Source organism: Polyangium spumosum (assembly GCF_009649845.1).
Taxonomy (GTDB): Bacteria; Myxococcota_A; Polyangia; order Polyangiales; family Polyangiaceae; genus Polyangium; species Polyangium spumosum.
In genome coordinates this window covers 108,663-130,593 of the sequence record NZ_WJIE01000012.1, presented here as the reverse complement: position 1 = coordinate 130,593, position 21,931 = coordinate 108,663, and the positions used below count along the sequence as shown (strand labels likewise).

The 21,931-nt window shown below is 70.1% G+C and carries 18 protein-coding genes; 10 read left to right on the top strand and 8 right to left on the bottom strand.

Going from position 1 to position 21,931, the window contains the following annotated elements; translation table 11 throughout:
* The first annotated feature begins 22 nt into the window (after positions 1-22).
* Both GF068_RS32445 and GF068_RS32440 read left to right on the top strand, forming a co-directional pair.
* Entirely contained in the window at positions 23-586 is a 564-nt protein-coding gene (locus GF068_RS32445; RefSeq protein ID WP_153823399.1) for a hypothetical protein, read from the top strand.
* Positions 587-715: 129 nt separating this feature from the next.
* Complete coding sequence (locus GF068_RS32440; protein ID WP_153823398.1) at positions 716-1,606, top strand: peptidase associated/transthyretin-like domain-containing protein; 891 nt, start codon at positions 716-718, stop codon at positions 1,604-1,606.
* Positions 1,607-1,613: 7 nt separating this feature from the next.
* On the opposite strand, the gene GF068_RS44525 is transcribed toward GF068_RS32440, so the two are convergent.
* From GF068_RS44525 to GF068_RS32425, 3 genes are all read right to left on the bottom strand, one after another.
* Positions 1,614-2,417 (bottom strand): hypothetical protein, encoded by an 804-nt coding sequence (locus GF068_RS44525; RefSeq protein ID WP_206079592.1) that lies wholly within the window; start codon positions 2,415-2,417, stop codon positions 1,614-1,616.
* A 43-nt stretch (positions 2,418-2,460) separates the two neighbouring features.
* Complete coding sequence (locus GF068_RS32430; RefSeq protein WP_153823397.1) at positions 2,461-3,210, bottom strand: alpha/beta hydrolase; 750 nt, start codon at positions 3,208-3,210, stop codon at positions 2,461-2,463.
* Positions 3,211-3,293: 83 nt separating this feature from the next.
* Entirely contained in the window at positions 3,294-4,757 is a 1,464-nt protein-coding gene (locus GF068_RS32425) for a pyridoxal phosphate-dependent decarboxylase family protein (RefSeq protein ID WP_153823396.1), read from the bottom strand.
* Between the two features lie 81 nt (positions 4,758-4,838).
* Between GF068_RS32425 and GF068_RS32420 the strand changes: the two genes are divergently transcribed.
* Entirely contained in the window at positions 4,839-5,468 is a 630-nt protein-coding gene (locus GF068_RS32420) for a phenylalanine--tRNA ligase beta subunit-related protein (protein ID WP_153823395.1), read from the top strand.
* Between the two features lie 7 nt (positions 5,469-5,475).
* Here the strand turns inward: GF068_RS32420 and GF068_RS32415 are convergent, their stop codons facing one another.
* Positions 5,476-6,738, bottom strand: coding sequence for a hypothetical protein (locus GF068_RS32415; protein WP_170319797.1), 1,263 nt, complete (start codon positions 6,736-6,738; stop codon positions 5,476-5,478).
* Between the two features lie 111 nt (positions 6,739-6,849).
* On the opposite strand from GF068_RS32415, the gene GF068_RS32405 reads away from it, so the two are divergent.
* Positions 6,850-7,530 (top strand): hypothetical protein, encoded by a 681-nt coding sequence (locus tag GF068_RS32405; protein WP_153823393.1) that lies wholly within the window; start codon positions 6,850-6,852, stop codon positions 7,528-7,530.
* 9 nt (positions 7,531-7,539) lie between these two features.
* Here the strand turns inward: GF068_RS32405 and GF068_RS32400 are convergent, their stop codons facing one another.
* The 3 genes from GF068_RS32400 to GF068_RS32390 are packed head-to-tail and all read right to left on the bottom strand — an operon-like array spanning position 7,540 to position 13,122.
* Positions 7,540-8,775, bottom strand: a complete 1,236-nt coding sequence (locus GF068_RS32400) for a PEGA domain-containing protein (RefSeq protein WP_153823392.1) — start codon at positions 8,773-8,775, stop codon at positions 7,540-7,542.
* A complete protein-coding gene (locus GF068_RS32395) occupies positions 8,772-11,489 on the bottom strand; it encodes an FG-GAP repeat domain-containing protein (RefSeq protein ID WP_153823391.1) in 2,718 nt (905 codons plus the stop codon). Before GF068_RS32395 ends, GF068_RS32400 begins: the two co-directional genes overlap by 4 nt.
* A gap of 1 nt (position 11,490) precedes the next feature.
* A complete protein-coding gene (locus GF068_RS32390) occupies positions 11,491-13,122 on the bottom strand; it encodes a serine/threonine-protein kinase (protein WP_153823390.1) in 1,632 nt (543 codons plus the stop codon).
* Between the two features lie 107 nt (positions 13,123-13,229).
* Between GF068_RS32390 and GF068_RS32385 the strand changes: the two genes are divergently transcribed.
* A complete protein-coding gene (locus tag GF068_RS32385; protein ID WP_153823389.1) occupies positions 13,230-14,456 on the top strand; it encodes a methyltransferase in 1,227 nt (408 codons plus the stop codon).
* Positions 14,457-14,537: 81 nt separating this feature from the next.
* Complete coding sequence (locus GF068_RS32380) at positions 14,538-15,140, top strand: NUDIX hydrolase (RefSeq protein WP_338046662.1); 603 nt, start codon at positions 14,538-14,540, stop codon at positions 15,138-15,140.
* Between the two features lie 28 nt (positions 15,141-15,168).
* Here GF068_RS32380 and GF068_RS32375 read toward each other — a convergent pair whose 3' ends face one another.
* Entirely contained in the window at positions 15,169-15,951 is a 783-nt protein-coding gene (locus GF068_RS32375) for an SDR family NAD(P)-dependent oxidoreductase (protein ID WP_153823388.1), read from the bottom strand.
* A gap of 142 nt (positions 15,952-16,093) precedes the next feature.
* On the opposite strand from GF068_RS32375, the gene GF068_RS32370 reads away from it, so the two are divergent.
* The 4 genes from GF068_RS32370 (at position 16,094) to GF068_RS32355 (ending at position 21,930) form a co-directional block, all read left to right on the top strand.
* Positions 16,094-17,737, top strand: coding sequence for an AMP-binding protein (locus tag GF068_RS32370; protein WP_153823387.1), 1,644 nt, complete (start codon positions 16,094-16,096; stop codon positions 17,735-17,737).
* A 325-nt stretch (positions 17,738-18,062) separates the two neighbouring features.
* A complete protein-coding gene (locus GF068_RS32365) occupies positions 18,063-19,214 on the top strand; it encodes a phosphatidylglycerol lysyltransferase domain-containing protein (protein WP_153823386.1) in 1,152 nt (383 codons plus the stop codon).
* 227 nt (positions 19,215-19,441) lie between these two features.
* Positions 19,442-20,683, top strand: a complete 1,242-nt coding sequence (locus tag GF068_RS32360) for a TolC family protein (protein ID WP_170319810.1) — start codon at positions 19,442-19,444, stop codon at positions 20,681-20,683.
* Positions 20,680-21,930, top strand: a complete 1,251-nt coding sequence (locus GF068_RS32355) for an efflux RND transporter periplasmic adaptor subunit (protein WP_153823384.1) — start codon at positions 20,680-20,682, stop codon at positions 21,928-21,930. Before GF068_RS32360 ends, GF068_RS32355 begins: the two co-directional genes overlap by 4 nt.
* The last annotated feature ends 1 nt before the right edge of the window (position 21,931 follow it).

The window sequence follows — 21,931 nt, the reverse complement described above, 5'->3', positions numbered from 1 at the left end:
GACAGACTTTGAGGAGGTATCGATGGATCGCGGGGAGAGGCTTCGCCGAGCGTTCCTTCCGGCGGCGGCGGCCGGCTCGTGCCTGCTCGTGGCTCTCGTCGTGGTGAGCGCGTGCTCGCGTGACCCAGCACCCGCAGCGGGGCCGCCGCCGTCAGAGGGGGCGGCGTGGCTGCTCGCCGGGACGAACGACGAGCGCTTCGCGCGTGTCGCCAAGCACCTCCGCGGCTTCGACGTCGCCATGGCGGAGACGGGTTACCGTTATGGCGAGCTCTACTGGGCGGGCCAGGATAAAAACTGGGACTACGCGAAATACCAGGCCGAGAAGATACGGACCGCCGTGCGTAATGGTGTCGAGCGCCGGCCGAAACGAGCCCAATCCGCGCAGATGCTCGAGGTCGCGCTGCCGGGCGTGGAGGAGGCGATCAAGGCCAAGGATGCAGCGCTCTTCGCCGAGCGGTTCGACGCGCTGACAGCCACCTGCAATACGTGCCACCACGCGGAGCGCGTCCCGTTCGTCCACGTCAGGCCACCGACGACGCGCACGTCCCCCGTGGGTCCTCTCCCGGCGGACGCGGGTGCCCCGTGAGATGAGCATTCCGTTATCCATCGTGCTGTTCGTCGTCGTCGAACGCCGATCGGGCCGGAGCCTGCTCGCGCCGGCCCACCGCCTCCGAGATCTGTCGCCCCGCCGCGGGGTCTGGTACCGTGGGCGCCGATGTCGTCGCCCTCCACCGCCCTGCGGTTCGTCCCTGCCGCCCTCTTCGCCATGACGTCGCTCGGAGGCACGCAGGCCGAGGCGGCCCCGCCCGATCAGGCGCGCAAGGCCGCGTGCGCGGCCGCGTTCGAGGAGGGCCAGGAGCTCGAGAAGGCCGGCCGCCTGGTCGAGGCGCGCGGGAAGTTCGTCGCGTGCAGCGCCGCGGATTGTCCGGCCGTCGTGCGGGACGAATGCACGACCATGCTCCCGCGCGTCGAGTCGAGCCTGCCCACGATCGTGCCGGGCCTGCGCGACGCGACGGGCAACGACGTCGTCGACGCCGAGGTCACGCTCGACGGGAAGGTCCTCACGAAGACCCTCGACGGCCAGCCGATCGCGGTGAACCCGGGGCCCCACACGCTCCGGTTCGCCGCGCCGGGCGCCCCGCCGGTCGAGCGGCAGGTCGTCGTGCGCGTCGGCGAAAAGAATCGCGTGATCACCGTCGATCTGGAGGCGAGCGTGAAGGACGCGCCCCGGGACCAGGACAAACCCACGGAGGCCGGGCAGGGCACGTCGGGGAGACGCGTGGCGTCGTACGTGCTCGGCGGGCTCGGGGTCGTGTCGCTCGGGGCCTTCGCTTATCTCGGGGCCACGGGGAAGGGGGAGCTCGATACGCTGAAGGAGACCTGCGGCAGGACGCAGAGCTGCGCCTCCGCGGACGTCGACGCCGTGAAGACGAAGCTCCTCCTCGCGGACGTCTCGCTCGGCGTGGGGCTCGCCTCGCTCGGCGTCGCGACGGCGCTGTTTTTCACGAGCGGCAGCGAAAAGAAGGCCGCCACGTCGGCCGTGGTCCGCCCGCTCGTCGCGCCTCTCCCGGGCGGAGGCGCGGCGATGCTCTTCGGGACGTTTTGAGTCGGATTCAGAACGAGCCGCCGCCGAAATCGTCGAGCTCGATCGGCTCCTGGAGGCCCTGGAGGTAGAAGCCGATGCGCCCGCCGGACGTGCCCATCGGCGCGGCGGACGCGTCCCACGTCCCCACGAGCGCGCCGTTCACGAAGACCTCGACGCGCCCGTCCTCGTAACCTCGCGCCCCGATCGTGTCGTCGTCCTTCAGCACGAGCGGGACGGCGGCGCCGACCGCGGTCCAGTCGCCGTTCACGCAATAGGTGACCTCGACCTTGGGCGCGCCGCTGAATCGATTGAAGCTGACGAGCACGGCGTCACATTCGCTCGGATGTCCCTGGTTGCGCAGGATGAGCACGATCTCCTCCTCGGACCCCGTCAGCTTGTCGATGTTCACGAAGACCTCCTGCCGGGGGCCGAAGGGCTGGCTCCAGATCGCCGCCTGCGGATACGGGTCCGTCGGCATGAGGTCGCCGCTGTAGACGATGTACGAGCCCGGCTCCGTGAGCTCCCAGCTCGGGCCCGGGTCCTCGCCCGCGCCGTCGAATTCGTCGAGGATGTCCGTCGCAGGGAAGGGGAGCCCGGCCATGCCGCCCGCGCCGCCGGTTCCACCGGCGCCACCCGCGCCACCCGCGCCGCCCGCGCCGGTCATGCCTCCCATGCCTCCCGTGCCTCCCATGCCTCCGACGCTCGACGAGCTCGTCGTTCCCCCGTCCGGCGCGCCGGTGAGGCCGTCGAACGACGAGGTCAGGTAACACGCGGAGCCGAGGAGGGCGCCGGAGACAGCGAGCAAGCCGGTGAGCAGGTTCGTCGAAGCCATGGGTCGAGGATACCCCGATCCCCGGCCGTACATCCACCGATGCTTACGGCCTCGGAGGCAAAGCGTTCGCCTCGAGCCACGCGAACGCCTCGCCGAAGACCCGCTCGGCGTCCCCCATCTGGCCGTGCCTGGCGCCCGGCATTTCGAGGTACGTGGAAGGAATCCCGGCTGCCTGGAGCTCGGCGGCGGCCTGCTGCATGCGCGCCGTGACGTCGAGCTCGCCGCTCACCATGACCGCGCCCCGCACGTGCCGGAGCCGCGCCGCCGAGGGCTCCGTGGGCGCGCCGATGAGGATGAGCCGCGAATACCGCGCGGGCCATTGCTCCGCGAGCCGCTCGCCGAGGAACGCCCCCTGCGAGTGGCCCACGAGCACGAGATCCGCCGCCGCGCCGCCGCTCGCCTCGAACGCGGCCCGGACGCGGGCGTCGAGTTTGTCGAGGTTGAACGAATGTCTGCGCAAGGTGCCCGCCTCGTCGCAGGGGATGTCGCCGCGGACCGCAAGGATGCCGCCGTGCTCGCTCGCCGCGAACTGGAAGGCCTGCACGTCCCCGACGCCGGCCGAGCACATCCCGTGCAGGAAGAGCATCTTCGGGTTCGCGCCGTCCGGGCCGGGTACGGCGAAGCCCGAGAGGTCGTCGGGGATGTTCACGTCGTAGACCTCGACCGGCAGCGCGAGGCGTTTTTGCGTGGCGATCGGCCGGATCGCGGCGAGCGCCTGTTCGTCCCGGCCGCACCCCGCGGCGGCGGCGGCGAGGCCGGCGAGGAGCACGAGGCGGCGGAGCGTCTTGCCCATGCCTGCTTCGTGGGGGAGGCCCGAGCTCGTCGCAATGGGGGAACGAGGGAGCTACGGGCGGATCGTATTTCGTCTTTTCCGGATCAGGCGCCGTCCACGCGGGACTGGAAGAGGCCGTTCATGTATTCGACGAGGAGGCGCTCGCGCAGAGGGGGCGGCAGGTGGTTCAGGACCTCGCTCACGGCCGCCATGCGATCGGGCAGGCTCGCGCCCGCGATCCCGGTCGCCGCCATGGCCTCGCGGAGGATGTGGCCGAGCATCGGGGGATCGAGCTTCTCGAGGTCGAGCGAGGCGAGCGCGCCCCGCAGGGCCGAGAGGTCCCCGCCGGGCGGCGGGAGCTTCCGGGCGATCACCACGCATTCGCCGAGGTCCCGGAGCAGATCGTCCGCGAGGTCGAGGGCCCTCCGGTTGAGCGAGAGGTGAATGTTCTCTTTGGACGAACCAAAGCCGAGCTGGGGCTGGACGAACCAGCCGCGGGCCTTCATCTCGTCGATGACGTGGAAGACGCTGACCTCGTCGGAGGTGAAGGCGACGAGGTTCATCTCGGGCCGCGCGAGGAGGCGCAGGCCGGGGATGGCCCCGATGCCGTCCACGATCTTGCGCGTCGCGGCGAGCATGCTGCGGGCGAGCTCGAGGTACCCCTCGTCGCCGAAATGGTGGAGCACGGCCCAGCAGGCGGCGAGCGGCCCGGCGGATTTCGTGCTCTGCACGGTCGAGTTGATCACGGTGTAGCCCGACCAGGACGCGCAGGCATAAAACTGGTGGCGCCGGAGGTCCTTGTTCTTGTGGAGGAGCACCGAGGCGCCCTTGGCGGCGAAGGCATACTTGTGGAAATCCATCGAGATGCTGGTGACGCCCGGGACCTGGAAGTCGAAATCGGGCACGGGCGCGCCGAGCCTGCGGAAGTACGGCAGGAGGAACCCGCCGATACACGCGTCGACGTGGAGGAGGAGGTCCTTTTCGAGGGCGAGCGCGCCGAGCTCGCGGATGGGGTCGACGACGCCGTGCGCGTAGGAGACGGCCGAGCCGACGAGCAAGATCGTGTTCGGCCCGATCGCCTCGCGCATGGCCGTGACGTCGGCCTTGAACGTGGCGGGATCGACGGGCACGCTGACGAGCTTCATGTCGAGGTAATGGGCGGCCTTGTGAAACGCGGCGTGCGCCGTCTCGGGGACGATGAGCTCGGGCTCCCGGATGCCCCGCGCCTCGCGGGCGTGGTCACGCGCCGTCTTCACGGCGAGCAGGATGCTCTCGGTGCCGCCGCTCGTGAACGAGCCCGCGACCTCGTCGTCGCCGCCGAGGTGCGCCGCCGCGATGGAGACGACGTCGTTTTCGAGGACGAGCGTGCTCGGGAAGACCGTGGGATCGAGCGCGTTCTCCCCGAGGTACATGGTGTAGGCGCGGTGAATGACGCTCTCGGCTTCGGGGCCGGGATCGTAGACGTACGCGAAGGTGCGGCCGTCGCGCCAGGGCATGTCGTGGGCGCGGAACGCGGCGAGTTTTTCGAACAGCTCGTCTCTCCCGAGGCCCTTCGCGGGGATCTTCATCGTGGCTCCTTGTCCGCCGTCATGAGGCACGCGGCCGGGCCCTCGTGTCAAGCGGGCTCTATCGGCTAAGATGCGCGCGTGATGCTGACGATCGATCCCCACCCGTTGCTCGAGGCCGCCGCGTTCACGACCACGTTCCCCGCGCCGCTCGGCGAGATCACGACCCCCGAGAGCGTGCGCGTGTTGCTCACGTCGGGCGCGACGGCGCCGCTGTCGGCCGACGAGGCGGTCCGCTCGGCCGTGCGGGATCTCCTGCGGCACGGCGGGTACAAGCCGACGGGCCGAGGCAAGCCGTCGTCGGAGTACCTCGTCCGCGCGGTGGGCGAGGGGGCGCTCGGCGCGATCAACGCGGCCGTGGATACGTGTAACGCCGTCTCGTTGCACAGCGGCCTGCCCATCAGCGTGATCGACCTCGACCGCGCGACGGCGCCGTTTCGGATCGGGATCGCGAAGCCGGGGGAGAAATACGTGTTTAATGCCTCGGGGCAGGAGATCGACCTCGCCGGGCTGCTTTGCCTCTTCGACGCGGAGGGTCCGTCGGCGAACGGCGTGAAGGACGCGCAGCGCACGAAGACACACGCAGGGACGCGGCGCACGCTCAGCGTTCTCTGGGGCACGCGCGCGCTCCCGGGTCGCGCGCGGGAAGCCTCCGCGTGGTATCGTCGATTGCTGGAGGAGGCGGGGGCGACGACGGAGGTCGTGACCGAATAGAGGCCGGCTATCGCGGCGCCTCGCTCGCGGGGATCCAGAAGCCGCCGCTCTCGTCGGGCAGGGCGAACACCGATTTGGGGAGCACGTTCGTCCAGCCCGCGATGGTCTCGAGCACGAGGATCTCGGCGCCGGCCTCGATGACGCCGATGGGCCGCTCCTTGTCGTCGCGCCGGAACCGGACGGGGATGTCCTTCGACGCGCGGGCGACACGCGGCGGCGGATCCATGACGAGCTGCGCGCCGGCGACGCTCGTTTCGGGTGGGATGTATTGATCCATCATCTCGCCCTTGGGTAATGCGGTGAGGTTTTCCGAGCGCATCCAGCCGTCGATGGCGAGGTCGGCGCGGAGCTTTCCGTGGACGAACGATCCGCTGGTCTCGGTGCTCCAGAAGAGCTTCACGTCGGCGGTCGTCAGGCGGAGCGTGTACACGACGTTGCCTGCGGGGCCGTCGAGGATGTCGATGTCCTGGCCCTTGGCGAGGTAGCCGCGTCCATTGCCGGGCACCTCGACGGGGATGGGCTTGCCGCGCTGGAGCGCGAGGGCGTCACAAGGGGCCGTGATCGCGGCAGACTGCCCATTCGTGCCGAAAATGGGCATCTCGACCGTGACGACCCCGACCTTCGCCCCGGTGATCTTGAGCTTCTGCGCGGTCGCGATGGAGACGTGGCCCGGGACGATCGGGATGTCGCGACCGCTCCAGACCGGGATGGCGTTCGTCGCGACGTACCCTTCGAGCCGGAAGGAGGGCTCGCTCGTGCGGGTGGTGATCTTCGAGCGCTGAATGGCGGGATCCGGCGGGATCTCGCTCATCGACATGGGGACGAAGCCGCCCTGGAAGCTCGCGATGGCCCGGCCGCCCTCGGGCCTGTCGTAAAGCAAGGTGCCCTTCGCGAGCGGAGACGTGCCTTTGATGACGCAGTTCGGCCCCGTCACGCCAATCGTGGTCGGAGCCGGCGGTGGCGGCGGCGGGGGAGGCGGGGGAGGCGGCGGCGGTGGCGGCGGCGGCGGCGGTGGCGGCGGTGGCGGCGGCGGCGGTGGCGGCGGCGGGGGCGGCGGCGGCGTGCTGGCCGTCGTCGGCTGCGACGTGGCCTTCGTGGTGCCCTCGGGCCGCGTGTCGTCGAAGGCCCCATCCGTCGGACGCCATTGCCCCGTCCGCGGCTCGGTCGGGGTGCAGGCGAGGGGAGCGCCGAGCGTGACGCAGGCCGCGCCGAGGACGGCGGCGGTGACCGACGAGCGCAGGAGACCTGGGCGGCGAGGGCAGGGAGGCATGGCTGGCTTATAACACGATCCGACGGGCGCGGATCTCTCCACGAACCGCACCGACCCACCAACCCGGAGTCACGCTTGACGCCTCGGGCCGGCACTCATTACGCTCGGCGAATGACGTCCTCCTTGCGATCTTCGAGCTTCCTCCTGTGCCTCGCCGCGTTCACCTCGGCCACGGCCGCCTCCGCGCGCCCATTCCGGGTGAACGACATCCCAAACGGCGCCAAATACGGCTGCTTGAACTGCCACGGCGACAACAACGCCAGCTACAACACCGATTTCGGGGGCGACGCGCGCCTCCACCTCGTGGGCGCCGTGTCCGTGCAGCAGCAGAACGTGGACTGGGCGCCGCTCTGCCCCATCGATTCGGATCGGGATGGGTGGACGAACGGAGAGGAGCTCGGCGACCCCGATTGCACGTGGAAGAAGGGGGACCCGGATCCGATGGGCTTCATCTACAACCCCGGCAACCCCGACAACCACCCGCCGCCCGTCTGCGGGAGCGGTGAGCTCGAAGGCGGCGAGGCGTGTGACGGGGATCTGTTCCTGGTGACCGATTGCGCGGAGATCGGGGCCGGCGAAGGAAAGCTCGGCTGCACGGACGATTGCAAGCTCGACGACTCGGCTTGCAGCCAGCCGCCCGGCTCGGTGCCCGACCTGGGCGGCGATGGAAGCGCGGACGAGGCCGGCGGATGCAGCGCCGCGCCGGGGCAGGGGCGGGGGCTCGGGGGCCTCGTGGCGGCGATCGGGGGGCTCTTCGCGGCGGCGGCGCTCCGCAGGAAGAACCGGCGCTAGGCGAAAAACTCAGAATCGAGCGCCGAACGAGAACCCCACGGCGCCGGGGCCGAGGGCGGGCACGAGGGCGATGTCTTGCAGGCCCGGCGTCTCCCGGCGCTTGGGCCCCTTGTCGTCCTTCTTGCGCGGGGGGCCGAGGCGTGGTTCGTCGAAGTAATACAAAAGGAACGCGAGGGCACCCAGGCCCGCGGCCGCGTTGAGCGCCACGGTCGCGTACGTACGATAATCGATGTACTCGGCCCGCTGTTCCAGGTAATCGTCACGCTCGTCCGCGTCGATGGACGCCTGCACGAGTTTTCGGTACTTATCGTTGGCATCCTGGCCTGCGCCCGACGCGTACATGGCCATACCAATGCCGCCCGCGGCGCAGGCGGCCCCCGCGCCGATCAGCACGAACGAGGTGATACGCTGGCGGGTGCGGTCGAGGTTCGCCCGCACGTTTTCGGCCTTGCCCCGGGCGAGATCGAGCTCCGTGGTGAAGGTGTTGAAGCCGTTCAGGCTGACGTTGAGCGTCCGGACGCCGGCCTCGATCTCGAGCGGCGCTTGCAGCGGCAAGGCCCCCTTGGGCAAACCGTCCACCGTGACCGACGCGCCCGTCGGCCCCGTGATCGAGACGAACGCGGGCATTTCGCGCAAGGGCACGTCGAGCGCCGTCATGCGACCCTGCATGGCGGGCACCTCGCGCTCCTCGGGATAATACCCGGGCGCCTGGACCAGCACCTTGTGTTTGCCCGGCGTGACCTCGATCGCCTCGAGCGGGCGCGGCGGGCCGCCGTCGATCGAAATCGTCGCGTCCTCGACCTGCGTGGTGATGGAGATCTGCGTGGAGAGGTCCTCCACCGGCGCGGGCGCGCTCTGCACCTCGGGCGGCAAACGCGCGAGGATCGCCTCGACGTCCTTGATCGCCGCGTCGGCGTCGCCGCGGCGCTTGCCCGTCGTGTCCGCGGCCAGATAGCGGCGATAATAGTCGGCCGCGAGGCGCAAATTCTGTGCTTTGCCGTCGTTTCCGTATTGCTTCCGGTACGCCTGCGCGATGGAGAAGAGCAGGCCGGGGCGTGACGTGAGCGCGTAGGCCTGCTCGAAGGCGCGGACGGCGTTCGCGTAATTGCCTTTTTCGTATTCCCGCGCGCCGGTCTCGAAATAGGCGCGCGCCTCGGGGGAGTCGATGTCCGCGGGCCCCGCGAAGGAGGGCCCCGCCCCGCACGTGAGGGCAGAGAGGACGAGCGCCGCAAAAAAACGTTTCATCGCGCGGCCTCCTTGCCGAGATAGAGGAGGAGCTTCGGGCCCTCGGCGACGAGGAGATCCTCGATGCCGTCGCTGTTGGCGTCGATCGCGAGCAGCGCCTGGCCGCCCGGGAACGCGTCGAAGGGTTCGCCGCTCGGGAGCGGGAACTTGCGGCCCCCGTCGTTGCCCATGTCGAGCAAGTAGAGCCCTCGCCGCGTGAGCACGGCGAGCTCCAGGGCCGCGTCGTCGTCGAGGTTCAGGAACGCGAAGTCCGCGATCCCCTGGATTTCCTGGCTGGCGTTGCTGTCCACCGACGTGTCGTCGTCTTCTTTGAGGAGCGCGTCGGGGAACCCGATGAGGGTCCGTCGATCCTCGTCGAGCGTATCGCCTTCGCCGTCGTTCCAGTAGATGACGATCGCGCTCCGCGGCCGATTCTCGTCATTCTGGCTTTGGGTGTCCGAGAGGAGGACGACGTCGCGCCGCCCATCGCCGTCGACATCAACGACGAGCGACGGGGCGTCGAACGGATCAGGGCTCGGCAAGATGAGCTTCTCCGGTATGACGTCGGGCGGGGAAGACGCCTCGAAGCCCGTGTTCGGATCACGCGTGACCATCCGGAGGCCGTGGCTCCCGCTCCCATTCGATCCCCCGAGGAAGAGCCCGAGCGCGTCGTGAACCGGGCTGACATTCACCGGCGCGATCAGCATGCTGCCGTTCGTGGCGAGTGAATCGAGGACACGCTCGGACGAGCCGTCCCGGCGGCATCCCGCGAGCCAGATTTCGCTGAGCGTGCCCGCGACGATCGTCGCAGTGGCATGGGTGGGCTCGGACGAGCTCCTCGGGCCCTCCGGCGCTTCGCAGGCTTCGCGGCCGAAGCGTGAAACGGCGATCTGCGTCGGCATCTTGGCCGTGGGCGGGAGCGGACTGGGCGGTTCCTTGATGGTGAGCGGCGCGAGGAGCCGTCGCCCGACATTGCCCTCGATGATCGTGAGGGGTTTCCTCCCGCTCATCGGGGAGGTGGAGAGGACCACGAGATCGTCGAGCAGATCGGGCGCTCCAAGGGCGTTTTCCCCTTTCACGCGGCCCGCGGCGATGTGCTCGAGATCCTGAAACTCCCCGAGGGAGAGGGGCGCATCGGGCACGGCGAGCGGGCGGCCGAAGAGCACGAGCAGCTCGTGCGGAGGCGGCTTATCTTTCATTGTGTCGGGCGGAGTCGGCGGCTTGTACGAGAAGACCGCGTCGTCCACCGAGTCGCCGTCGAAATCGCCGACGGCGAGCTCGCCGACGAACTCCTCCACCGGCACGGTGAACGTATTGAGCTCGCCCCCCTCGACGCGGCTCCACACGTCGAGCAGGGTCTGCCCCTCGCGCGCCGCGAGGATGTCCGGGAGCCCGTTGCCATTGAAGTCGCCGATGACGGCGCGGGACCAGCTCACCTCGGACGCGTCGATGCAGCTCTTCGTGTAGCTCTCCTGTACCTGGTACGGGTTGTACAGGACGCCGCGCTCGTCGACCACGTCGAGCGCTCCGTTGCCGTCGAGGTCCCCCACGGCGAGTGGCTTGTCGGCGAGGACGCGGCCTCCGCAGTTGCCCGACTCGACCACGACCGCCGGCGGGTCCGCGGCCTCCGTGAACGTGCCGCTGCCGTTGTTCTGGAGGAAGCGGAGGTACCGATTGCCGCCATTGTCCACGGTCCCGACGAGCAGGTCGTCGTCGCCGTCCGCGTCGGCGTCCGCGAAAAACGCGCCGGCCCAGGGGGAGTTGCCGGGCGGGAACGGGATCGTGATCTCTTTTGGATCTTCCGCGAGCTTGCCGGATTCGCCGCAGGAGAGGAGGATGACGCTCGCGAACGACTCGACCTCGAACGCGACGACCGGGCATTCCGAGCCGCTCTTCGTGTTCACGGAGACGGCGACGGCGCCCGTCAGTTCGCCAGCCCATTTTTCCGGCTGCACCCCGCCGACCTTCGTGGAGACGGGCGTGTTGTTTGCGCCGATTACGATCGTGTCGAGGGTGGTTTGTCCGTCCTCCGAGATGAGCGCGAGCAGCGTGGTTTCGTTCTTGATCCGGCCGAGGGGGACGACCTGCCTCGTGTCGCCGTCCACGTCCCCGGAATGGTAACTCCTCGGCTTCAACGTGCGGTTGCCCTGCCCCGTCAGCACGCCGAGCGCGTCGCCGAGGTTCAGGACGAGATCCGAGGCGCCGTCCGCGTCGAGGTCGCCGATCGCCGGCAAGCGCCGGTCGTTCGGCACCGTGAGGGTCCGGTCGATGAGGCCGTTCGTCTCGAAAAACAGGATGTCGAGCGAGCTGTCGCCGAGGGCCACGGCGTCGTGACGCCCGTCGCCGTCGAAGTCGCCGCCGAGCAAGCGGCGCACGCCGCCGCCGCCGATGGAGAGGGCGGGGAGGGAGAGACCACCACGTTTATGGCAAATGCCGTCGATCCCGCAGCCGAACCCGTCCGGACAACGCACGTCCGGATCGTCGCTCACGTTGCAAACCCAGCGGCACATCGCGCCGCAGCGGTTCCTGGAGACCACGGCGCCGTCCTCGCCCGCGTCCACGTCGCCGTCCACGCCGGCGTCGGGCACCGGGTTGCCGTCGCAGTCTTCCCCGGCTTCGTCCTCGATGACGCGGTTGCCGCAGACGTTCTTGTCGATGTCCGGCAAATTCAGGCAATTGGCCAGCGAGAGGAGGGCCACGGAGGCGGCGAGGCCGGCCGCCGCATGCCGGCGCAAGCTAATACTCGAGTTCCCCACGATCCTTCACCGTCTTCGCCGTCCCGGCCGGCCGGGGCGGGGCGGCCGCCTTCTCCTTGTCCAGCGTGATCGGGATCAAAATGTTGTGGTTGGGCTCGACGGAGACCGATTTCGATTGATGGTTCTTCGCCGAGAAGGTGAGCTCGACGGGCGTGTCGCCGCGCGGAATTTTGAAAGGGCCGGGCGCGACGCCGAGCTTGCGTTCGCCGAGGTGAACCTCGACGTTCTCCGGCGTCGCTTGCACGCGAAGCTCGATCTCGACGGGCGCCTCCGGGACGACCGTGGGCTCGGGCGGGGGCAGCGCAGGGAGCGTGGGCGGCGGCGGGGGCGGCGGGAGCGGCGGATTCGCGGCCACGGCGTCCGGCCCGCCCCGCGACATGTAGAGCATGGCCACGACGATCCCCGCGACGAACAGGCCCACGCCGAGGGCCACGACGAGGACCTTGGAGCGGCGACTCGGCGTGGCGTCCGGCGTGGACCGGAGCGTCTCCTTCGCCCCATCGACCGAGGGCGACCCCGTGGTCGCGGGCGCCACCTCCGGCTGCATCATCGTCGTCGCCTGCGAGAAGATGGCTTGCTCGGCGGGGGTCAAGTTCGGCCGGGATTCAACGCGGGGGAGCTTCTCGCTCGAGCGCGTGGCGACGGAGGGCACCTCGATCCCCGCGGCGCGCGCCGCCTCGACGACCGCGTCGATCGCCGCCGTCACCGACGGCGGGCGCTCGGCCGGATCCTTCGCGAGCATCCGCAAGACGGGCGCGTCGAGGGCCGCGCCGAGCTCCGGACAAACCGAAGACAGCGCCGGCGGAGGTGTCTGGACCTGCTGCATGAGCACGTCCATCACGTCGTCCCCGAGGAACGGCGGTTGTCCCGTGAGCACGGCGTGGGTCATCACGCCGAACGAATAGATGTCCGTCCGGTGGTCGACCTGCTTGCCGCGGCATTGCTCGGGCGACATGTAGAGCGGCGTGCCCATGGGCGTGCCGGTGCGCGTCTTGTGGCCCTGCGATTCGCCGAGGAGCTTGGCGATGCCGAAATCGAGGAGCTTGGGGAAGACCGAGCCGTCCTCGTCGAAGACCAGGTAGACGTTCTCCGGCTTGAGATCGCGGTGGGCGATGCCGGCGGCGTGCGCCGCGTCGAGGGCGCGGGCGACCTGCCGCAGGATGGGGAGCGCCTCGGCGGGACGGAGCCGGCCCCGCTCGCGGATGTAGGCCTCGAGGGTCGAGCCCTCGAGCAGCTCCATGATGTAATACTGCCGCCCGTCGTCGAGCTTGCCGAACGAGAAGATGTCGATGATGCCGCGGTGGCGGATCTGGTTGACCGCCCTCGCCTCGGCGATGAACCGCGAGACCATCACCGGGTTGTGCGAGTATTGCGGGTTCAGGACCTTGATCGCCGCGGATTTGCCGATGACCGGGTGGATCGCGGCGTACACCGCGCCGAACCCACCCTCGCCGATCTTGCGTTCGATGCGGTATTCTCCGACGATCCGGCCAGGCTCGAGCTCGAGCGCCGAAGCAGGGATCGCGTCGTCGGGGACGAGCGAGCTGCCGTCTGCAGGGCAGGCGGCTACGTCGCCCGAGTAGATGGCGAGGCAAATAGGACAGGTGGCCATGCGGCGCTCGGCGGCAGCCTACACCACGCAGGGGCGCGAGTAGAAGCCCGAAGGCACGAAACGTACGCCTTGACAGGAAGCATGTGGGGTCGTTCGCTTCGCCGGGCATGGAAGCCGCGTCCCGGTTCGTCTCGGAGGGCCTCGCGCGAGCGCTCGAGCTCGTGGTGCCCGCGCTCGACATCCTGCGTGGGCGCCCGGATTCCAAGGAGCCACCCGACTTCTGCGATACGCGCGGGTTCACGGCGTTCCTCTCGTCGCTCTCCGACGACGAGCTCGCCCGCTGCGAGGCCGAGGGGCTCGCGGCGCGCCTGCCCGCGCTCCCGGGCGCGCCGCCGTCGCTCGTCTCGCTCGGGCGCGCGGCGCTCGTCGTCTCGGCGCTGCCCGAGCGGCTCACGAGGGAGACGGGGACACGGCTCGAACAACAAAAGTCGGTCTCCGCGCGGAAGAAGCGGCAGCTCGAGGCCTTGCTCGACGCGGTGAGGCCGATGGCGCGGAGGGCGCGGCGCATCGTGGACGTGGGGGCGGGGCGAGGGCACTTCACGCGCCTCGCGGCGGAGATGTTCGAATGTGAGGCGCTCGGGATCGAGCGCGAGCCGCGGCGCGTGGAGGCGGCGACGTCGCTCGGTCGAGGCTCACGCGCGAGGTTCGTCGTGCTCGACGCGCTCCGGGAGCCGCTCGTGTTCGAGCCCGACGATCTCGCGGTCGGGCTGCACGCGTGTGGATCACTCGGTGATCGGCTGGTGCTCGAAGCGGCGAAGGCGCCGTGTGACGTCGCGCTCGTGTCGTGTTGCCTGCAGAAGATCGAGGCTCCGGCGCGCGAGCCGCTCTCGGCGGCGGCGCGGGAGGCGGGGCTCGTGCTGCCGAAGGAGGCGCTCGGGTTATCGAACCTAACGGCGCGGCTCGTGGGCGTGGAGGCGAGCCTCGCGGAGATGCTCTCGGCCCGGAGAAACCGGTACGCGCTCGCGCGGCTGCTCCGGGCGAGGGGCGTCTCGATCGCGCCGGGCGAGGAGATGCGCGGCATCAACCGGCGGCGCGCGCGGGGAGGGCTCGCCGAGCTCGCGGCGCGGGCGCTCGTGCTGCGAGGGCTCGAGCCGGCGACGGCGGCGGAGATCCGCGAGCACGAGGCGGAAGGCGCGATCGAGTTCGACCGGATCCGCCGATGGACGTTGCCGCGGGCGATGCTCTCGCGTCCGCTGGAGATCGTGGTGGTGCTCGACCGCGCGGCGGCCCTCGAAGAGCGAGGGTACGCGGCGCGGATGGCCGAGGTGTTCGAGGCGGACGCGACGCCGCGGAACCTGGCGATTCTGGGGGAGGCGCCGCGGGGGGATGGGTGATTCGTGAATCGAACTCCATTCCCGCTCGGAATGCGGCGCCTTGACGTCGCCCGCCTGCGCCGCTAGCCCTAGGGAACCGCCGTGTCCATCTCGTACGACCTCGCCGCCATCGTTGCTCGGCTCGCCTTGCTCGAGCTCGCGTCCGAAGCCGCGACGACGGAGCGACAGGCGGCCGTGGCGGCGATCCTGCGCGCGCCGCGGGGAGGGCACGAGGCCGAGATCCTCCTGATTCGCCGCTCCGAGCGCGAAGGAGATCCCTGGTCGGGGCACATGGCCTTTCCGGGCGGGCGGCGCGAGCCGTCGGATCCGAGCCTCTATTACACGGCCCTGCGCGAGACGGAGGAGGAAATCGGGCTCGACCTCGCCCAGCACGCCCGCTTCCTCGCGCGGCTCGAAGACGTCCCCGCCGTGGCCCGCGCGCGTCGCGTCGGATTGACCATCACGCCGTTCGTCTTCGCCCTCGAAGAGCCGGAGCCCCCGCCCTTCATCCTGAGCGCCGAGGTCGCCGAGGTGGTATGGGCGCCGCTCGGCCCGATGGCGCGTGGTCAAACCGCCGCGAGGTACGCCTACAACTACGAAGGAAACATGCTCGATTTACCGGCGTTCGCCGTCGAGCAGCGGATCGTGTGGGGATTGACCCATCGAATGCTCGAAATGCTCTTCGAGGTCCTCCACCGCCATTAAACGTTATCGAGCGCGGGTGGGCTCGACGTCAAGCCGTATATCCGCCGTCGACCACGATCTCCGCCCCCGTGACGTACGACGTCTCGTCCGACGCGCACATCAAAATGGCCGCCGCGACCTCCCGCGGCGTGGCGAATCGCTCGAGCGGCGAGGTCTTCGCGAGCGCCGCGTACGCCTTCTGCGCGTCGCCGAGCTCCCGCACGAGCGCCTGGAAAAACGGCTGCTTCTCCCACATCGGCGTCTCGACGCCCGCCGGCAGCACCGCGTTCACCCGGATCCGGTGCGGCGCGCCTTCGAGCGCCGCCACCTTCGTCAGCATCACCACGGCGGCCTTGCTCGCGCAATACGCCCCCGCCCCCGCGCTCGCCTTCTTGCCCGAGGCGCTCGCCACGTTGACGATGCTGCCTCCGCCCGACCCGCGCATCACCCGGATCGCCCGCTGCGTGCCGAGAAAAACGCTGTCGAGGTTCACCGACACGACGCGCCGGAAATCGGCGAGCGTGGCCTCGGCGAGCGGGCCGCCCGAGGAGATGCCCGCGTTGTTCACCAGGATGTCGAGCTTGCCCCAGCCCGCGAGCACGCGGTCGAGGACCGACTCCCAGCCCGCCTCGTCCGTCGCGTCGAGCTCCAGCGCGAGCGCCTGGCCGCCGCGCGTCGCGATCCGCGTCGCCGCCGCCTCGGCCGCGGCCACGTCGATATCGGTGACCACCACGCGCGCCCCTTCCTCTGCGAAGAGCTCCGCCGTCGCCTGCCCGATGCCCGACCCCGCGCCCGTCACGAGCGCCACCTTGCCTGCGATGCGTCCTGCCATGGTGCCCCGACGCATCATCCGCGCGCCCGTGCGCCCCGTCAACCGCCGCGCGCCTCGAAAATCCGCGAGGGGCGCCCCGGACGTCCTGTTTCGTGTGGTTCCATCTCCCAGGCGCCCCCGCCTCGTGCCACCATGCCGCGCCATGACCGCCGCCCTCTCCTACACGCACGGCACGAGCGCGACGCCGCTGCTCGGCGAGACCATCGGGGAAAACCTGCGCCGCACGGTGGCGAGATTTTCGGCGCGTGAGGCCCTCGTGGCCCGCGCGCAGGGCGTCCGGATGACGTACGCCGAGCTCTGGGAGGAGACGACGCGCGTCGCGCGGGGCCTCGTGGCGTTCGGCGTCTCGCGGGGCGATCGGGTGGGGCTCTGGTCGCCGAACCGCCATGAATGGGTCGTCCTCCAGTATGCGGCGGCGCGCGTCGGCGCCATTCTGGTGAACATCAATCCCGCGTACAGGACCGCGGAGCTCGAGTATGCATTACGCAGGGCGGGCGTGTCGGTGCTCTTCGCGGCGCGGCGCTTCCGGGCGACGAGCTACGCGGACATGATCGCCGAGGTGCGCCCGCGGCTCCCGGAGCTCCGGCTCGTGATGATCCTCGACGACGACTGGAAGATGATCGTGGACGCGGGCGGGCACGTGAGCGACGACGCGCTCGCCGAGCGCGAGGCGGAGCTCTCGTTCGACGACCCGATCAACATCCAGTACACCTCGGGCACGACGGGTTTCCCCAAGGGCGCGACGCTCTCGCACCACAACGTGCTGAACAACGGCTTTTTCGTGGGCGAGGCCCTCGGCTATGGCCCGGACGACCGGGTCTGCATCCCCGTGCCGTTTTACCATTGCTTCGGCATGGTCATGGGCAACCTCGCCTGCACCTCGCACGGCGCCACGATGGTGATCCCGGGCGAGGCGTTCGACCCGCTCGCCGTGCTGGAGACGGTCGAGGCGGAGAAGTGCACCTCGCTCTACGGCGTGCCGACGATGTTCATCGCGGAGCTCGATCACCCGCGCTTCCTCGATTTCGACCTCCGCTCGCTCCGCACCGGGATCATGGCGGGATCGCCGTGCCCGGTGGAGGTCATGCGGCGCGTCGTCTCGCAGATGCACATGCGGGAGGTCACGATCTGCTACGGGATGACCGAGACCTCGCCCGTCTCCACGCAGACCGCGAAGGACGATCCCGAGGACAAACGCGTCGGCACGGTGGGCCGGGTGCACCCGCACGTGGAGGTCAAGATCGTCGATCCGCAGACGGGCGTCGTCTTGCCGCGCGGCCTGCCCGGGGAGCTCTGCACGCGTGGGTACGGCGTGATGCTCGGATACTGGGGCGACGAGGCGGCGACGCGCGCGTCGATCGACGCGGGCCGGTGGATGCACACGGGCGATCTCGCGACGATCGACGCGGAGGGGTACGTGAACATCGTGGGCCGCATCAAGGACATGATCATCCGCGGCGGGGAGAACGTGTATCCGCGCGAGATCGAGGAGTATCTGCACCTGCACCCGCGGGTGAGCGAGGCGCAGGTGATCGGGGTGCCGAGCGCCAAATACGGCGAGGAGATCATGGCCTGGGTGAGGCCGAAGCCGGGCGAGGCGGTGACGGAGGCCGAGCTCGTCGCGTTTTGCAAAGGCAAGATCGCGACCTTCAAGATTCCGCGTTACTGGAAGGTCGTGGACGAGTTCCCCATGACGGTGACGGGGAAGGTGCAGAAGTACCGGATGCGCGAGATCGCCGTGAACGAGCTCGGGCTCGAGCTCGTGTCGCGGATCGAGACCGCGTGAATCGTTCGAGGACGTTATGCCCCGGTCGTCGGCGGAAAAATTCCTGGGCAGCGGGGAAAATTTCCCTGCCTCGGCGCTGGCCGAGCGCTGGATCCGGGCTTCGATCCGCGATGGCATGTGCCATGCTTTTGGCTCCCTCGGAGATGATGGACCATGGGCACCTGGTTCCTGCGCCGGTTCTTTGCTTCGATGGCGGCGCTCTGTATCGTCGCGGCCTGCACTCCCTCACCACGATCCGTCCCGTGTTCGAACGCCGCAGATTGCGAGAGCAGGGACCCCGAGTTCCGGTACTGTCTCGAGAATCGATGCGTCGAATGTGTGAGCGATGCGAGCTGCGGAGCTCATAATGCCTGTGTCGATGGCCTCTGCGAGCGATCCTGTCGGGATGGGCGTGATTGCCCCGACGGCCAGGTTTGCACGCGGAGCGGACGGTGCTCCCGCGAATGAACGTCCCGCTCCCGAGGCGCGTACGCTCGCGGAGGCCGTTCATCGCTTCGGGCGCGATACCGTGGCATTCCAGGCCCTCGCGCCTGGGATGCGCGCCTGGAGCGACGGCCGCGGGGCCTGGGTCGCGTACACGGACACGGGGAGCGCGTGGGTCGCCGCCGGCTCTCCGCTGTGCGCGCCGGCGGAGTGGGCGCGCGTGGCGCGGGCGTTCGTGCGGGCTGCGCGCGCGGCGGGGCGGCGCGCCGGGTTTTGTGCGGTCGAGGACTTCCCCGAGGACGCATTCTTTTCGCGGTTCCTCCTCGGCCAGCAGCCGGTGTGGGATCCGCGCCGATGGGAGCGCGTGCTCGCCGGGCGGCGGAGCCTGCGCGAGCAGATTCGCCGCGCTCGCGCCAAGGGCGTACGAACGCGCGTGGTGAACGAGGACGAGCTCGCGGGTGAGCTCGGGCCGAAGGTCGCGGCGCTCGGGGCGCGGTGGCTCGCGGGGAGGCGGGGCGGGCCGCTGGGCTTCCTCCTCTCGGTGGATCTTTTTTACAGGCCGTCCGAGCGCCTTTACGTGGTCGCGGAGCGGGGCGCGCGATTGGTCGCCGTGCTCGCGGCGGTGCCGGTGCCCGGCCGATGCGGCTGGTTTTTCGAGGACATCCTCCGGGCGGACGACGCGCCGAACGGGACGGTGGAGCTCCTCGTGGACGCGGCGATGCGGTGGCTCGCGGGCGGGGCGTGCGGGCGGGTGACGATGGGGCTCGTCCCGCTCACGGGCGCGCTGCCGCGCACGTTGCGTCTCGTGCGACGTTTTGGGCGCCCCATCTACGATTTCGACGGACTGCACGCGTTTCGGGCTCGCTTCGGGCCCGAGGCCTGGGAGCCCGTGTGGTTTGCCCAGCCACGTGACGCGAAGGACATCGTCTCGTTATGGGACGTGGCCGGGGCCCTCACGGACGGTCATCCGCTTCGCTTCGCGCTGCGCGCGTGGGCGGATGGATGGCGCCGTCGTCGGGCAGCCGGGAATATTCGTGCTCCGTCAGGTGCTTGACGGCGGGGTATCTCGGCCCTGAGGGGCGCGGCGCGATACCCAATCTGGATAACGCCGTTTGGCGCACGACATATCTGTCGGAGGTAAAAACATGCCTTGACGCTGGCCTTTTCGGCACTACATCAATTCGGTGCGTTCGTTTGTGCTCAACACGCGTTTGGGGCACTACGATGACAATCCTTCGTGCGTGCTATCGAGGTATGCCCATACTTTTCATAGCGCTGGTGATGATGCTCGTCGCCAGCGATGCAATCGCAGGCGAGCGTGGTGCGGCGTCGTCCCGAGCGGACGTCGAGCTGTCCACGACCGAGTCCTTTCCTTCCCTCCAGCGAGCCATGGAGCTCGCGCGCGAGCGCGCGCCGGGCGTGGTGAGCGCGCGGGGGAACGTGGGCGTCGCGCAGTCCTCGTACGCAGGCGCGCGGCTCGCCCCGGTCGATAACCCCTACCTGGAGGTCTTCGTGGATCGTGGCCTCCAGGGCGTGACGAAGGACGCGCAGATCCAGGCGAACCTGTGGGTCCCGCTCGAGCTGTCCGGGCAACGGTCGCGCAGGATCGACGAGGCGGACGCGCTCGTCGCCTGGCAAAAGACGCTGTTCGAGGCGACGCAGCTCTCGGCGGAGGGGGAGGCCGTGCGCGCCTACGGGGCCGCGCTCGTCGCGGCCGCGCGGGTGCGCACGATCGAAGGGCTCGTGGCCGACGCGGCCGCAGAGGCGGAGCTGTACCAGCAGCGCCGCGAAGCCGGCGACGCGACGCTGCAGGAGGAGAAGCTCGCGAGCATGGAGCACGCGCGTTACGAGGTGGTGCTCGCGGAGAGCCGCGGGGATCTCACGCGCGCGCTCGTCGAGCTCGCCCGCGCGACGGGACGCATGTTCTCCCCGCCCGACGGCTCCTCCGCCATGCCCCCCATCCCGGGCGAGACGTACGCCGGAGCCGGCGCCGCGCGGGTCGCGGAGGCGTCGCCCCACGTGACCGCCTCGACGCAGGAGGCGAACTTTCACGCGCGAGCTCGCGAACGCGCGGCGATCGAGGCCCACCCGCCGGTGAACTTCATCGTCAGCGCCGGACGTGGCGACTTCGGCGAGGCGCGCTTCGGCGGCGGCGTCGCGTGGACCTTCCCGGTCGCGCGGCGCAAGCAAGCCGAGGTGGCCCGCGCCGACGCCGAGCGAACGCGCGCGCTGGCCGAGGCCGAGGTGAAGCGGCGCCTCGTCGCGCAAGGCCTCTCGGGCCTCGCGCTCGAGCGCGCCCAGGTGCGCCGCGCCCGCGAGGTGATCGACACGACCGCCCTGCCCGCGGCGCAAGCGTCGGCGGACGCGGCCGTCGCGATGAAGACCGCGGGCAAGGGGGAGATGCTCCTGGTGCTCACCGCGCGTCGTGACCTCGCGCTTTTGCGGTTGCGCCGCCTGGAGCTCATCGCCCGGGAGTGGGCCATCGTCGGCGACATCGTCGCCTTGACCGGAGATTTGCCGTGACAGACGAGACGAACCCGAACGACGAGGGCTTGGAGACCCCGCTCACCCCGGAGGAGGGTGTCTCCGACGACGAGACCCAGCCGCGGGCCCCGAAGCAGGAGGGAAGGCCGCGCTGGGCGCGCTGGGGCATCGCCGCCGGCCTCTCCGCGCTCGCCGCCGCCGGCCTCTTCGCCTGGCTGCGTGGGGGCGACACGGAGACGGACGTACCCGTGACCAAGGCCGACGTCCCGCACGTCGAGGGCAAAGCCATCGTGTTCTCGAAGGCGTTCAGCGATCGCGCCGGGATCGTGACCGAGCCCGTGCGCCTCGCGCCCCTCGTGCCGCGCCTCAAGGTCGTCGGCACCGTGGGGTTCGACCCGGCGCACGTGTCCGCGGTGGGGACGCGGATCCCCGGGCTCGTGCGCACGCTGCGAAAGGTCGAGGGCGACAGCGTGAAGAAGGGCGACGTGCTCGCCGAGATCGAGAGCGCGGAGCTCGGGGAGGCGCAGGCCGGCGTGGCCGTGGCGAACGCGCACCGGAAGGCGGCGTCGATCAACGAGAAGCGCGAGCGCGACCTCGCCGAGCGTGGCCTCACCACGGCGCGCGAGCACGAGGTCGCGACCGCGACGCACGAGGAGCAGCGGGCGGTCCTCGAGGCCGCGCGGCAGCGCGTGATCGCCATGAGCGGATCCCCTGGCGGTCCGTTCGGCGTGTACATGCTCCGCGCGCCGCTCGAGGGCACCGTGGTCGAGCGGCACATCTTCGCGGGCCAGTCCGTCGACGCCCACCTCATCGCCTTCCGCGTCGCCAACCTCGATCACCTCTGGGTGGAGCTCTCGGTCTTCGAGAGCAACGTCGACGCGATTCGCAAGGACGATCCCGTGGAGATCACGCGCGTTGGCGGTGATCCCATCCCCGGCCGCGTGGCCCATGTCGGCGAGGTCGTGGATCCCGTGTCACGCACGGCGGAGGTCCGCGTCGCGGTTTCGAACACGGAGCGCAAGCTCCGGCCGGGGCAATCCGTGACCGCGATCATCCAGGCGTCCGGCCCCTCGCGCACGATGCTCACCGTGCCCATGACGGCCGTCACGTACATCGACGGGCGGCCGACGGTGTTCCTCGCCGAGAGCCCCGAGCGGGTCGTGCCGACCCCGATCGAGCTCGGCCCGGACGACGGAAAGAACCAGGGGGTCACCGCGGGCCTGTCCGAGGGGCAGGTGGTCGTCAGCCGCGGCGTCTTTGCCCTGAAGAGCGAGCTTTACCGGTAAA